The organism is Kitasatospora sp. NPDC097691 (assembly GCF_040302665.1).
In the GTDB taxonomy this organism is placed as follows: domain Bacteria; phylum Actinomycetota; class Actinomycetes; order Streptomycetales; family Streptomycetaceae; genus Kitasatospora.
The window spans coordinates 266,504-280,136 of the sequence record NZ_JBEORY010000002.1 but is presented as its reverse complement, the minus strand read 5'-3'; the positions used below and the strand labels follow the sequence as shown (position 1 = coordinate 280,136).

The following is a 13,633-nucleotide window of genomic DNA, read 5'->3' as shown; positions in this document are numbered from 1 at the left end:
GGCGCGTCACCCCACACCCGAGAAAGGTGCCTCGATGTCCCCGTCCGCCACGCACCGACCGGATCGACCGCACCGACCGGCCCTGCACCTGCTGCGCTCGGCCCTGGCCCGGAGCCGGCCGGCGGTGCTCCGGCTCCTCGCCCGGTCACTGCTCTCGGCTGCGCCGGCCCTGGTGTCGGGCAAGGCGCTGGCGCTGGCGGTCGACCGCGGCTTCATCGCCGGCCGGCCGGCCCAGGCGGCGGGCTGGCTCGCCCTGTTCGCCGTGGTCTCGCTGGCCGGCGCGTGGGCGTCCCGACAGGCGTACCCGTGGCTTGCCGAGGTGGTGGAGCCGATGCGCGACCGGCTGTTGGGCGGGGTGGTGTCCGGCATGCTGCACGACGCCGCCGCCACACCCGGCCGACCGGACGGTTCGGGGGCGGTCGCGGTCGCCCGGCTCACCCGCCAGGTCGAGGTGGTCCGGGACACCGTCGCGGGACAACTGCTGGTGGTGTCCCACTTCGCGCTGACGGCGGTCGCCGTGGTGGCCGGCAGCGCCGCCCTCGCCCCGGCCGCCGCCGCACTGATCGCGGGCCCGCTCCTGCTGTCGCTGATCGCGTTCGCGGCCCTCGCCCCGGTCACCGCCCGGCGCCAGCGCGAGGCCTTCGCGGCCGAGGAGGAGCTGGCCCGGTCCTGCGCCGACGTCCTGCGGGCACTGCGCGACCTGGTCGCGTGCGGCGCCCGGGACGAGGCCGAGCGCGAGGTGCTGGCCACCGTCGCGGCGAACGAGGCGGCCGGCCTGGCCCTCGCCCGGCTCGCGGGCGCGCGCCGGCTGGTCGTGTCCCTCGGCGCGCACCTCCCGCTGCTGCTGGTCGCCCTGTCGGCGCCGACCCTGGTCGGACGGGGGCTGACCCCGGGCGCCGTGGTCGGCGTGCTGGCGTACCTGACGGGCACGCTGGAACCGGCCCTGCGGCTGCTGGTGCAGGGCGCCGGCACCTCCTGGCTCCGGCTGGCGGTGGCCGCCGACCGCCTCGCCGGGGCGAGCCGTCCGGAGCCCGCCGCGGACGGAACGCCCGAGCGCGGTGCGGCGGTGCCCACCGGCGGCTCCCCGGACGGCACCGGCCCCCTCCCCGCGGACGGTTCCGTCGAACTCTCCGGCGTCTGCTTCGCCTACGGCGCCGACGCGGACCCGGTCCTCGACCGTCTCGACCTCGCCCTGCGCGACGGCGAGCACCTCGCCGTCGTCGGCCCGTCGGGCATCGGCAAGTCCACGCTCGCCGACGTCCTGGCCGGCGTCGTGGCCCCGGACCGCGGCCGGGTGCTGCTCGGTGGGGTCGCGCCCGCCCGGCTGACGGGCCCGGACCTCGCCCGGGCCCGGGTCCTCCTCCCCCAGGATCCGTACGTCTTCACCGGTACGGTCGCGGAGAACCTCCGGTGGCCGGCACCGCACGCCTCGACGGCGGCCGTGCTGAGGTCGGTCGACGCCGTCGGCGCGCGGTCCCTGGTGGAGCGGCTGGGCGGACCGGACGGGCAGCTCGCCCCGAGCGCCCTGTCACCCGGCGAACGCCAGCTGATCGCGCTGGCCCGCGCCCACCTCTGCGAGGCGCGCCTCGTCATCCTCGACGAGGCGACCCGCCACCTCGACGCGGCCGCGGAACGGCGGGTCGACCAGGCCTTCCGCACCCGGCCCGGCACGGTCGTCACCATCACGCACCGTCTCGGCCCGGCCGCTCGCGCGGACCGGGTCCTGTTCCTGGACGGGTCGCAGGCCCGGCTGGGCACGCACCGCAGCCTGCTGGCCGAGGTGCCCGCCTACCGTCGGCTGACCGGCGCCCCGGAGCCGGACGGCGTCACGGCGCCGCCCTCCGGCGGGAGCTGACGGGCCGAGCGCGGTCGCCGGCGGCCCGCCGACCCCGCCCGGTGCCCGCGCCCGTCGTTCAGCAGCCCGGCCGGATCGTCAGCTCGCTCAGCGTGCCGTCCGCGGGGAAGTCCAGCACGCCCACCACGGCCGCGGCCACGGACTCCGCGGCGAGGCAGATGCCCGGGTCGTACGGCAGACCGAGCGCGCCGTGCAGCCTGGCCTGCATGGGGGTGTCGACCTCGCCCGGGAAGACCGTCGTGACCCGCACGCCGTTGCGGTACTCCTCCGCCCGCAGCGACTCGGCCAGCGCCCGCAACGCGAACTTCGAGGCCGCGTAGCCCCCCAGGCCGGGCGGCGCGTGCAGCCCCGCCCCGGAGTTGACGAACACCACCCGGCCCGCGGCCGCCCGCAGCGCGGGCAGCACCACGCGCGTCAAGGCGGCCGGGGCCACGCAGTTGACCGCCAGCATCCCCTGCCACACCGCCGGGTCGAGGTCCGCCACCGTGCCGGGCTCCAGCGTGCCGGCGACGTGCATCAGCGAGTCCAGCCGCTCCGGCAGCTCCTGCTTCCCGAGCACGGCCGCCAGGGCCGTCGGCTCCGCGAGGTCCGCCGCCAGGGTGCGGCTCCCCGGGAAACGCGACCGCAGTTCCTCCGCCCGGGCCTCGTCCCTGGCCAGCAGCCAGAGGTCCTCGCCCCGCTCCGCCAGCACCCCGGCGACCGCGGCGCCGATTCCCGAGCCCGCACCGGTGATGAGATGAACGCCCATGCCGGCCCCCTTACCCACCGTGACCGCGTCGGAACGGCGATTTCCCGCCGTCCTGGCCAGCCGTGCCCCGGGGCACCGGAACCGTCGCGCCGTCAGCCCGTCGGCGCGTCGGCCGGTCAGCCGGTCAGGAGCCCGACCCCGGGGCCGCGCCGGGAAGTCAGCCCGCCACGGGCCGTTCGGCCGTCGGGGCGGCACCCGAACCTGCACCGGCACCTGCACCGGCACCGGCGCCGGCCAGGGTGACGGGCAGGCCGGCCTCGATGCGGTTCAGCAGCCGGCCGCCGTGGACGCCGGGCGCGTCGAAGCCGCGCAGGTCGTCGGGGTCGTCGTCGGCGCCGGCCAGGACGTCGGGCACGAGCACCGTCTCGGCGGGGCGGGCCGTTTCCGCGGCGGCGGGGGCGAGGTAGGCGGGGGCGAGGACGGGGCCGTGCAGGGTGCCTGCGACGAGGTCGGGGGCGAACTCGGCGGACAGCACCGTGACCCGGGCGTGCAGGTCGCCGTGGAGCATCACCAGCTTGTCGGTCATGTTGCCGACGAAGGCCTCGACGTGGACGTCGCCGCGGACGAGGAGTTTGGCGTCGCCCTCCAGGTAGACGGCGGCCGCCCTGAGGTCGCCGAGGACGACCAGGGCGGGGCAGCCGTCGTCGGTGTTGAGGACGGCGCCGGTGACGTCGAGGTCGCCGTCGACGATGTAGCCGGTGCCGTCCGGCTCGGCGGCGTCGAGGTCGAGGTGGCCCTCGATCGCGAGCGCGCCGGCATGGACGTCGTACTGCTCCTCGTAGAGGTTCCCGTAGGAGGAACGGGGCAGGCCGCGGCGCTCGAAGAGGGCGACGGCCTGGTCCCAACTGTGCGGTGTGGTGGTGAGGTTCATGCGCCGAACTGTGTCATGCGGCACTGTCAGCGGAGGCGCCGCGGAACGGATCCGCCCGGTGGCGGGTGCCACCGGGCGGATCGACCGGCCGCTGAGATCAGCCCGCGCGATCGGGCCCTGCGATCGGCCCGCGCGATCGGCCGGTGATCAGGCGGTCGGGGCGAGGGTGCCGTCGAAGGTGGCGGCCGCGAGGCCGAAGGACAGCGTCATGCCGATGCCGGAGGTGACGGAGATGGCGCGCACCCCCGGTGCCAGGTCGCGCACCAGCAGGGGCCCGCGGGGGCTGCTGGCGTAGATGCCCTGCCAGCGTTCGAGGACCCGCAGGCGCTCCACGCCCAGGACCCGGGCGACCGCGTCGGTCAGCAGCTCGTGGGTGCGCTCGTCGACGAACGGCGTGGTGGTGGCGTCGTAGTGGTGCGAGTCGCCGACCAGCACCGTGCCGTCCGGGAGCCGGGTGAACATCACGTTGGCGCCGATGTCCAGCAGTTCGCGGCTGTGGCCGAGGACCTCCTCCCGCAGCCGGGCCGCCGAGGGGCGGCTGGTGAAGGCGTCGTAGCGGAGCATGGACGTGGCCGTCAGCACCGCGGAGGAGGTGCGGAACCCGACCGGGGCGGCGGCCCGGGCCATGGTGAGGCGGCAGCGCTGGATCTCGTGGTCCTCGGCGATGTCGGGGAACAGGTAGTCGAGGTCGTGGCCGACGCAGATCAGGATCCGGTCACCGTGGACCGGCCCGCGCGTGGTGTGGACCGTCCCGGGCTCGACGCCGGTGACGGCGGTGCCCCACAGGACCCGGCCCCGCGGCTGCTCGGCCACCCAGCGGGCCAGGCCGGGCGCCGCCTCGCGCGGGTTGACGCGCAGGTCGGCGGGCAGGAACGCGCCGCCCACCAGGTCGTCGGCGGCACCGTCCGCGCGACCGAGCAGCTCGGCGGTCTGCGCGGCGGTGCGCAGCTCGACGGCGTCGCCGCCGCGCTCGTCGTGCAGTTCCTCCAGGACGGCCGCCTCGGTCGCGGAGCGGGCCACCACCAGGGTGCCGGCCTCCTCGGCCCAGATGCCGGCGGTTTCGGCGGCGCGCAGCCAGCCGGGCCGGGAGCGCTGGGCGAGGGCGAGCAGGTCGCCGTCCTGGGCGCTGATGCAGCAGTGGCCGAAGTTGCGGACCGAGGCGCCGACGGGCTGCCGGTCGCGGTCGACGACGGTGACGGACAGCCCGTTGCCCAGTGCCTCGAAGGCGTGGGCGAGGCCTATGATGCCGGCGCCGACGATCACCACGTCGCTGCGGCCGGGAGTGCCCGGTGTGCGCGTACGGGAGGAGGCGGGGGCGGTCGTGGGTGTGGTGCTGCTGCTCATGGCTCCAGGTTCCGGGTTCGTCGGCATCGCCGTCAAGACATGTATGTACAAGTTACCGTCTGTTCACCCACGCGACGGCCACCGGTGAAGACTGGCTGACAGCAGAAACGACCAGGTGGGCCCGCCTTGAGAAGTTCCGCCCTCGGGTGTCATAGTCGACTTGTGAAGACAAGTGACGAGCTTCCGCTCCACCAACGGCTCGGCGCCGAGTTCCAGCGCCGCATCGAGTCCGGCGAGTGGCCCGAGGGCCTGCCGGTGCCCAGCGAGTCGCAGCTCTGCGCCGAGTTCGGTACCTCCCGCGGCCCGGTCCGCCAGGCCCTGGCCATGCTGCGCCACGAGGGCAGCCTGGTCGGCGGCCGCGGGAAGCCGCCCGTCGCCCGCCGCACGGCGCCCTCCCAGCCGTTCGGCACGTTCCTGTCCTTCACCCAGTGGGCCCGCACCATCGGCCGCGAGCCCGGGCAGCGCACCATCGAGGTGGCCCGCCGCCGGGCGTCCCCGGAGGCCGCGGCCCGGCTCGGCCTCGCCGAGGGCGCACCCGTCGTCGAACTCGTCCGGCTGCGACTGCTGGACGACGTCCCGGCCATGCTGGAACGCTCCACCTTCGTCCACGAGGTCGGCCGCATCCTGTTCGACTTCGACCCGGACCGCGGATCCGTCTACGAGGAACTGCTGCGCCGCGAGGTCGATCTGCACCGCGCGCGGCACACCATCGACGCCGTCGCCGCCGAGCCGCCCGACGCCGAACTCCTCCGGGTCGCCGTCGGCGCCCCGCTGCTGCGCGTCCGGCGGCTCACCACGTCGAGCCTGGGCGTGCCGCTGGAGGACGCGGACGACCGCTACCTGCCCGCCATGGCCACCTTCACCATCGAGAACACCATCGAAGGCCGTACCGTCATCGGCCGCTACCGCACCGAAGAGGACTGACACCGTGATCGAGCTCGCCGCCCTGGACATGGCCGGAACCACCATCGACGAGGCGGGTGCCGTCTACCGGGCGCTGCGCACCGCCGTCGAGCGCACCGGAGTGGCCGTCACCGAGGCCGACCTCCAGACCTGGATGGGCACCGACAAGCGCGAGGCCATCGCCGCCCTGGTCCGCATAGGCGGAGGCACCCCCACCCCCGAGCTCGTCGAGGACGGCTACGCCGCCTTCACCGAGTTCCTGCGCGAGGCCTACCGGGCCACTCCCCCGCAGGCCGTCCCCGGTGTCGAGGACGCCCTGGCCGAGCTGCGCCGACGCGGCATCAAGGTCGCCCTGACCACCGGCTTCAGCGACGACGTCGCGTACCCGCTGCTGGAGTCGCTGGGCTGGTCCACCGGCGAGGGCGGCAACCTCGACGCCGTGGTCACCTCGGACGAGGTCCCGCGCGGGCGTCCGGCCCCGCACATGATCCACCGGGCGATGGAGAAGACCGGGGTGATCGACACCCGCCGGGTGCTGGCCGCCGGCGACACCGTCGTCGACGTCGAGGCCGGCGCCAATGCCGGGGCCGGCGTGGTCATCGGCGTGCTGACCGGGGAGCTCACCCGCGACGACTTCGAGGGGCACCCGCACACCTACGTGCTGGACAGCGTCGCCGACATCCCGTCGCTCCCCGAGGCCCGCCCGACGGCCTGACCCCACCGCCTGATGCCGGTGTCGGGCCGCTGGAGCCGTGAGCCGCCGGGGCGTACGCCCGGGCGGCTCATGCTTCTTCCACGGCTGCGGCCGGGGCGGCGGCCCGCCGGGGCCGCCGCGGCGGACGCCCCGTCAGGACGGACTGGTGGCCAGCAGCGCGGTGGTGGTCACCTTGTTGTCGCACTCGGCGAAGAGCCCGTCGTCCAGGGCCACCTGGTGCGCTCCCGCGCCCGGCAGGCCCAGCACGAGGGTGGGGTAGGCGACCGGCGTGGCCCCGGAGGCGCAGCTGCCGTCGCCCTCGCCCTGCACCTGGACGAAGGTGAGCTTCACCCAGGCCTTCCCGCCCGGGGCCACCCGGACCGGGGTGGCGGAACCGGTGTGGGTCACGGCGAGCGGGGCGTTGCGGTCCGGGGAGCCGTTGGCCGCCCCGGCCACGGTCGGGAAGCCCTGCAGCGTGCACGGGTGCGCCGAGGTGTTGGTGAACGCGACGATCGCCGCTCCCACCCCGGTGCCCGGGGGCCGCTGCTGCGCCTGGTGGGCGTCGACCTTCAGGTCACCGGCCGCGCAGGCCGGAGCCGCGCCCGCGGACGGCGATCCGGCGGTCGGCGTGGTTCCGGTGGCCGGTGCCCCGGACGCCGTGGTGCCCTTGGTGGGGGCCGGGTGCGTGGCACTCGGCACGGTCGAGGCGGTGGCCGCCGCCGTCGGCGCCGCGGTCGGCGCCGCAGCCGGCCCGGGCCCGTCGCCCCCCGGCCCGCAAGCCGTGATCAGCAGAGCTGCGGTGGCGGCCGAGACGACGGCGACCGCGGCTCTTCGGGTCTGCTTCCCGTACTGCGTGTCCTGCATGGTTCCCCCGAGGGATGGAGATGGAGCGGTGCCGGCCCGGTGCGGGCACCTGCCCCGTACACACCGCCGTCCCGGTTCCGGTTCCCCTGGCGCCCGGGTGTGACAGGACGGTGACGGAACCGGGAGGCAACCGTCGCATGGTGACGACCGGCCAGGCCGTCAGTCCCGGGGTTCGGGCAGCGCGGGGTACGGGACGAAGCTGCTGCTGTGCTCGTCGACCGCCAGCGGCCGGCCGATCGCGGGCGCGGCCCGCTGCGGGCAGGCGGGGCGGTCGCACACCTTGCAGCCGAGGCCGATCGGGGTGGCCGCCCGCTCGTCGCCCAGGTCCAGGCCCGCCGAGTAGACGAGCCGTCCGGCGTGCCGGATCTCGCAGCCGAGGCCGATGGCGAAGGTCTTGCCGGGGCGGCCCCAGCCGCCGGGTGAGCGGGTGACGGCGCGCGCGGTCCAGAGGTAGCGGCGGCCGTCGGGCATGGCGGCGACCTGGACGTGGACCCGGCCGGGCGCGGCGAAGGCCTCGTAGACGTTCCACAGCGGGCAGGTGCCGCCGGTGCGGGAGAAGTGGAAGTCGGTGGCGGACTGGCGCTTGGAGACGTTGCCCGCCCGGTCGACCCGGACGAAGGAGAACGGCACCCCGCGCAGCCGGGGCCGCTGCAGGGTGCTGAGCCGGTGGCAGACCGTCTCGTAGCCGACGCCGAAGTGGTCGGCCAGGTATTCGATGTCGTAGCGCGCGGACTCGGCCTCCGCGTGGAAGGCCGTGTAGGGCAGGACGAGGGCGGCGGCGAAGTGGTTCGCCAGGCCGATCCGGGTGAGCGACCACGCGGTGGAGCCCTCCGGGCTGTCCTCGGCCGCGAGTTCGGACAGCAGCGGGTCGTGTTCCAGGTAGCCGAGCTGGGTGGCCATCCGGAAGGCCTGCTGCCCCGGGCGCAGCCGGTCCGACAGGCTCAGCACCCTGGTGCGCGGGTCGTACCGGTGCAGGTGCTCGCCCCCGGCGGCGATCCGGACTCCGTGCGCGCCGGCCAGCCGGTCGGCCAGCGCCGCTCTCACCTCGCCCCGCCGGAGGTCGATGCTTCTCGCCAAGTCCTCGGCTGCGGTGTCGAGTTCGTCGACGTAGTTCCGGCGGCGGTAGAAGAACTCGCGGACCTGCTCGTGCGGGGTGAGGGCGTCGGCCGCCGGGCCGCGTTCCCCGGCGAGGACCGCGAGTTCCTCGGCGACCGCGCGGCGGCTGCGGCCGAGGTCCATCAGCAGCCGGGCCACGGTGGGCAGTCGGGCCGCGAGTTCGTCGAGCTCCCCGGGGGTGACCCGGCCTGCGGCGAGCTCCTCGCCGAGCGCGTCGCGCAGTTCGGCGGTGAGCCGGGCGCTGTCCGGCGGGGCGAAGTACCCGACCTCGACCCCGAAGGCCTCGGTGAGGCGCAGCAGGACCGGGACGGTGAGCGGGCGGGCGTCGTGCTCCAGCTGGTTGAGGTAGCTGGGCGAGAGGTCGAGCAGCCGGGCGAGGGCGGCCTGGCTGAGGCCCCGCTCCTCGCGCAGCCGGCGCAGCCTGGCGCCGGCGAAGGCCTTCCCCATGTCGCTCCCTCCACTGCGCGCCCTGGGCGGATGCGGCGGGGGCAGCCTATCCGCCGGGGCCGGGGCCGGATCGTCGCAACCTTCGCAGATTTGCTGCCGATCGTTCGCAGAAGTTGGCAACGGTCCACCGGTGACGGCGGTTCCGTGAGCTGCCAGAGTCGGTGGTGCGGCCGGGAGGTGCGCAGGACAGCAGCGGTACACCGGGTCGGTCGCGGCCGGGCGCGCTGTCCGGGCGTCCACGTCTCGCGGTGTTCCACCGCCGCCCGGCACCACCCGGCCGCCCACTCGCCCTCGCGGTGAGGTGTGTCACATCCTTCGCAACGAGCACCCTCGGGGAGCAGACCCATGACTCAGTCGGTTCGGCGGCAGCAGGAGCAGCAGGCGGCGGAGCTGGCCGCCCGGTGGGCGTCCGACCCGCGGTGGGCGGGCATCGAGCGCACGTACACGGCGGCCGACGTGGTCCGTCTGTCCGGCACGGTGCGCGAGGAGCACACCCTGGCCCGGCGCGGCGCCGAGCGCCTGTGGCGGCAGTTGCACGAGCAGGACTACGTCCACGCCCTCGGCGCGCTGACCGGCGGCCAGGCCGTCCAGATGGTGAAGGCCGGACTGCAGGCGGTCTACCTGTCCGGCTGGCAGGTCGCCGCCGACGCCAACCAGGCCGGGCAGACCTACCCCGACCAGAGCCTCTACCCCGCCAACTCCGTGCCCCAGGTGGTGCGCAGGATCAACAACGCGCTGCTGCGCGCCGACGGGATCGACGCCGCCGAGGGCAACGACGGCCCGGACTGGCTGGTGCCGATCGTCGCCGACGCGGAGGCCGGCTTCGGCGGCCCGCTGAACGCCTTCGAGCTCACCAAGGGCATGATCGCCGCCGGCGCCGCGGGCATCCACTACGAGGACCAGCTCGCCTCGGAGAAGAAGTGCGGCCACCTCGGCGGCAAGGTGCTCGTCCCCACCGCCCAGCACGTCCGCACGCTCAACTCGGCCCGCCTCGCGGCCGACATCGCCGACGTGCCGACCCTGGTCGTCGCCCGCACCGACGCGCTCGCCGCCAACCTGCTGACCAGCGACGTCGACGAGCGCGACGCCCGGTTCTGCACCGGCGAGCGCACCGCCGAGGGCTTCTACCGGGTCGAGCCGGGCATGGCACCGGTGATCTCCCGCGGCCTCGCCTTCGCCCCGTACGCGGACCTGATCTGGGTGGAGACCGGCACCCCGGACCTCGCCCAGGCCCGCGAGTTCGCCGAGGCGATCAAGGCCGAGTACCCGGACAAGATGCTGGCCTACAACTGCTCGCCGTCCTTCAACTGGAAGGCCGCGCTGGACGACGACCGGATCGCCAAGTTCCAGCGGGAGCTGGGCGCGATGGGCTACCGCTTCCAGTTCATCACCCTGGCCGGCTTCCACGCGCTCAACCACTCGATGTTCCAGCTGGCCCGCGGCTACGCCGAGCACGGCATGACGGCCTACGTCGACCTGCAGGAGGCCGAGTTCGCCGCCGTGCCGGACGGGTACACCGCGGTGAAGCACCAGCGCGAGGTCGGCACCGGCTACTTCGACCTGGTCTCCGCCGCGCTCAACCCGAACGCCGAGACCCTCGCGCTGACCGGCTCCACGGAGGCCGAGCAGTTCCACTGAGCCACCCCGGCGGGCTCGTCGGGGACGAGCCGCCGCCCACTCCGCCCGGGGCCTCGTCGAGGGACGAGGCCCCGGGCCCATCTTCCTGGAGAACCGGATGAGCCAGCCCAGCCGTATCGAGATCCTCGGCGAGCCCGAGGACCGCTTCGAGGAGGTCCTGACGCCCGAGGCGCTCGCCTTCCTCGCCCGTCTGCACGACGGGTTCGCCGCCCGTCGCACCGAGCTCCTCGCCGAACGCGCACGCCGCGCCGCCGCGCCGGCGGCCGGCGGCGCCCTGGACTTCCTCCCGGAGACCCGCGCCGTCCGGGAGGACCTCGGCTGGCGGGTGGCCGGTGCCGGGCCCGGCCTCGCCGACCGCCGGGTGGAGATCACCGGCCCGCCCGAACGCCGGATGGCCGTCAACGCCCTCAACTCCGGTGCCAGGGTGTGGCTCGCCGACTTCGAGGACGCCACCTCTCCCACCTGGCACAACCTCGTGACCGGCCAGCTCAACCTGATGGACGCGATCGACCGCCGGATCGACGACACCACCCCGGAGGGCAAGCGCTACTACATCGGGAACGACCCCGCCACCATCGTGGTCCGCCCCCGCGGGTGGCACCTGGACGAGCAGCACCTGCTGATCGACGGACGCCCCGCGATCGGCGCGCTGGTCGACTTCGGCCTGTACCTCTTCCACTGCGGCCGGCCGCAGATCGCGGCCGGATCCGGCCCGTACTTCTACCTCCCCAAGCTGGAGAACCACCTCGAAGCCAGGCTCTGGAACGACGTGTTCACCTACGCACAGGCCGAGTTGGGCATCCCGTACGGCACGATCCGGGCCACCGTCCTGATCGAGACCGTCACCGCCGCCTTCGAGATGGACGAGATCCTCCACGAGCTGCGCGACCACGCCGCCGGACTCAACGCCGGCCGCTGGGACTACCTGTTCAGCCTGATCAAGAACTTCGCCCACCACGGCCCGCGCTACGTCCTGCCCGACCGCGCCACCCTCACCATGACCCAGCCCTTCATGCGCGCCTACACCGACCTGCTGGTGCGCACCTGCCACCGGCGCGGCGCCCACGCCATCGGCGGCATGGCCGCCGCCATCCCCCAGCGCGACCCCGCCGCCAACGAGGCCGCCCTGACCAGGGTCCGGGCCGACAAGGAACGCGAGGCCGGCGACGGCTTCGACGGCTCCTGGGTCGCCCACCCCGGCCTGGTCGCCACCTGCCGCACCGCCTTCGACGCCGTCCTCGGCGACCACCCGCACCAGCTCGACCGCACCCGCGAGGACGTCGAGGTCACCGCCGCCGACCTGCTGGGCGTCCAGCGGCTCTCGGCCGGCCTGCCCACCGAGCAGGGCCTGCGCGCCAACGTCGCCGTCGCCCTGCGCTACCTGGTCGCCTGGCTGAACGGCTCCGGCGCGGTCGCCGTCTTCGGGCTGATGGAGGACGTCGCCACCGCCGAGATCGCCCGCTGCCAGATCTGGCAGTGGCAGCACCACTGCACCCGGCTGACCGGCGGCTCGCTCGCCACGCCGGACCTCGTACGGCGGCTGATCGACCGTGAGCGGGCCGCCCTGCTCGCCGAGGGCGCCGACCCGGCACCGGTGGACGACGCGGTGCGCATCCTGACGGACACCGCCCTCGGCGCGGAGCTGCCCGCCTTCCTCACCACCGACGCCTACGCCCGCCACCTCGTCCGCACCACCGCACCGGTCAGCTGAAGGGCATCCTCATGAACGACATCCGCCGCGTGGCCGTCGTCGGCGCCGGACAGATGGGCTCCGGCATCGCCGAGGTCTTCGCCCGCGCCGGGCTCGACACCGTCGTCTGCGAGAACGGCCGGGAGGCCCTGCGCGCCGCCCGGGCCCGGATCGACCGCTCCCTGCACCGCGCCGTCGACCGCGGCCGGATCAGCGAGCAGCAGCGCACCGACGCCTGGGCCCACCTGCTGTTCGCCGACGACCCGGAAGCGCTGGCCGACCGCCAACTCGTCGTCGAGGCCGTCGTCGAGGACAAGCGGGTCAAGACCGAGGTGCTCACCACCCTGGACAAGGTGCTCGTCGCCGAGGACGCCGTCCTCGCCACCAACACCTCCGCCATCCCCCTCACCCGCCTCGGCATCGCCACCGGCCGGGCCTCCCACGTCCTGGGCCTGCACTTCTTCAACCCCGCACCGGTCATGCCGCTGGTGGAGCTGGTCTCCTCGCTGCACACCGCCCCCGCCGTGGCCGCCCGGGTCGAGGGCTTCGCCCGGGACACCCTCGGCAAGCACGTCATCCGCTCCCGCGACCGGGCCGGCTTCGTCGTCAACGCCCTGCTCGTGCCCTACCTGCTCTCGGCGATCCGGATGGCCGAGGCCGGCCACGCCACCCCCGAGGACATCGACGCCGGCATGGTCCACGGCTGCGCCCACCCGATGGGCCCGCTCGCCCTCGCCGACCTCATCGGCCTGGACACCGTCGAGGCGATCGCCCGGTCGCTGTACGAGGAGTACAAGGAGCCGCTGTACGCCCCGCCTCCGCTGCTCTCCCGCATGGTGGAGGCCGGACTTCTCGGCCGCAAGAGCGGGCGCGGGTTCCACGTCCACCGGACGGCCTGACGGCCCCTCGGCACCAGCCGCAGTCCGCCGTCCGCCATTCGCCGTTCACCGACGGCGTTCGTGACCGACGGACCCGACCGAGCCCCGGAGTACGCGCCGACCGCGCGCCCTCCGGGGCTCCGTGCCGTCCGAACCGCCGGAGCGAACCGCCCGGGCGGGCGTGGAAGTCCCGCCACACGTCCGGATGGTGAGACTCCGTCACCGTTCGGCGCGCCCGCGCACGGCGCCGTCCGGGGCCGGGCCCCGAGCTGCGCCCGGCGGCTCCCCCGCAGGTCACCGCGGGGTCAAGGTCCGGTCAAGGATTTCGCCGGACCGGCGGCGGGGGCCTATCCTGGGGCCGATTCAACAGACACCTCGTTCGGTGAGGCGTCTTCACGGACACAGGCCACTGATCCCACCCGTCGAGAGACGCTCCGGATCAGGACAGGTCTCCCCGGCCCAAGGGGTGACCCCAAGTGGCTTCCCGTCGCTCACGACCAGCGACCAGGGACACGCCGTGGAGTGCCAAAGCTCTGACGAGTGGGGGTGCACCCGGCGGTGACGCCGGTCTCCCCCTGCCGTGCC

The 13,633-nt window shown here is 74.8% G+C and carries 11 protein-coding genes and 1 riboswitch; of the genes, 6 read left to right on the top strand and 5 right to left on the bottom strand.

Annotated features, from left to right (window positions below):
* Positions 1-34: 34 nt before the first annotated feature.
* A complete protein-coding gene (locus ABTY56_RS02650) occupies positions 35-1,855 on the top strand; it encodes an ATP-binding cassette domain-containing protein (protein WP_350625748.1) in 1,821 nt (606 codons plus the stop codon).
* 58 nt (positions 1,856-1,913) lie between these two features.
* On the opposite strand, the gene ABTY56_RS02645 is transcribed toward ABTY56_RS02650, so the two are convergent.
* From ABTY56_RS02645 to ABTY56_RS02635, 3 genes are all read right to left on the bottom strand, one after another.
* Complete coding sequence (locus tag ABTY56_RS02645) at positions 1,914-2,603, bottom strand: SDR family oxidoreductase (RefSeq protein WP_350625746.1); 690 nt, start codon at positions 2,601-2,603, stop codon at positions 1,914-1,916.
* 157 nt (positions 2,604-2,760) lie between these two features.
* Positions 2,761-3,474: a hypothetical protein gene (locus tag ABTY56_RS02640; protein ID WP_350625744.1), complete on the bottom strand. Its 714-nt coding sequence runs from the start codon at positions 3,472-3,474 to the stop codon at positions 2,761-2,763.
* Positions 3,475-3,621: 147 nt separating this feature from the next.
* Complete coding sequence (locus ABTY56_RS02635; protein ID WP_350625742.1) at positions 3,622-4,818, bottom strand: TIGR03364 family FAD-dependent oxidoreductase; 1,197 nt, start codon at positions 4,816-4,818, stop codon at positions 3,622-3,624.
* A gap of 162 nt (positions 4,819-4,980) precedes the next feature.
* Here ABTY56_RS02635 and ABTY56_RS02630 point away from each other — a divergent pair, with 162 nt between their 5' ends.
* Both ABTY56_RS02630 and ABTY56_RS02625 read left to right on the top strand, forming a co-directional pair.
* On the top strand, positions 4,981-5,742 hold the full coding sequence (locus ABTY56_RS02630) for a GntR family transcriptional regulator (RefSeq protein ID WP_350625740.1): 762 nt from the start codon (positions 4,981-4,983) through the stop codon (positions 5,740-5,742).
* A gap of 4 nt (positions 5,743-5,746) precedes the next feature.
* A complete protein-coding gene (locus ABTY56_RS02625; RefSeq protein WP_350625738.1) occupies positions 5,747-6,436 on the top strand; it encodes a phosphonatase-like hydrolase in 690 nt (229 codons plus the stop codon).
* 132 nt (positions 6,437-6,568) lie between these two features.
* Here ABTY56_RS02625 and ABTY56_RS02620 read toward each other — a convergent pair whose 3' ends face one another.
* Both ABTY56_RS02620 and ABTY56_RS02615 read right to left on the bottom strand, forming a co-directional pair.
* The gene (locus ABTY56_RS02620; protein WP_350625736.1) at positions 6,569-7,279 is read right to left on the bottom strand and encodes a DUF4232 domain-containing protein; all 711 of its coding nucleotides are present in this window, start codon (positions 7,277-7,279) and stop codon (positions 6,569-6,571) included.
* A gap of 159 nt (positions 7,280-7,438) precedes the next feature.
* Complete coding sequence (locus ABTY56_RS02615) at positions 7,439-8,842, bottom strand: short-chain fatty acyl-CoA regulator family protein (protein ID WP_350625734.1); 1,404 nt, start codon at positions 8,840-8,842, stop codon at positions 7,439-7,441.
* A 345-nt stretch (positions 8,843-9,187) separates the two neighbouring features.
* On the opposite strand from ABTY56_RS02615, the gene aceA reads away from it, so the two are divergent.
* From aceA to ABTY56_RS02600, 3 genes are all read left to right on the top strand, one after another.
* Positions 9,188-10,480, top strand: coding sequence for an isocitrate lyase (aceA, locus tag ABTY56_RS02610; protein ID WP_350625732.1), 1,293 nt, complete (start codon positions 9,188-9,190; stop codon positions 10,478-10,480).
* Positions 10,481-10,577: 97 nt separating this feature from the next.
* Positions 10,578-12,191, top strand: a complete 1,614-nt coding sequence (gene aceB, locus ABTY56_RS02605; RefSeq protein ID WP_350625730.1) for a malate synthase A — start codon at positions 10,578-10,580, stop codon at positions 12,189-12,191.
* A gap of 11 nt (positions 12,192-12,202) precedes the next feature.
* Positions 12,203-13,069: a 3-hydroxybutyryl-CoA dehydrogenase gene (locus ABTY56_RS02600; RefSeq protein ID WP_350625728.1), complete on the top strand. Its 867-nt coding sequence runs from the start codon at positions 12,203-12,205 to the stop codon at positions 13,067-13,069.
* 346 nt (positions 13,070-13,415) lie between these two features.
* Positions 13,416-13,601: riboswitch (M-box (ykoK) riboswitch) on the top strand.
* Positions 13,602-13,633 lie beyond the last annotated feature (32 nt).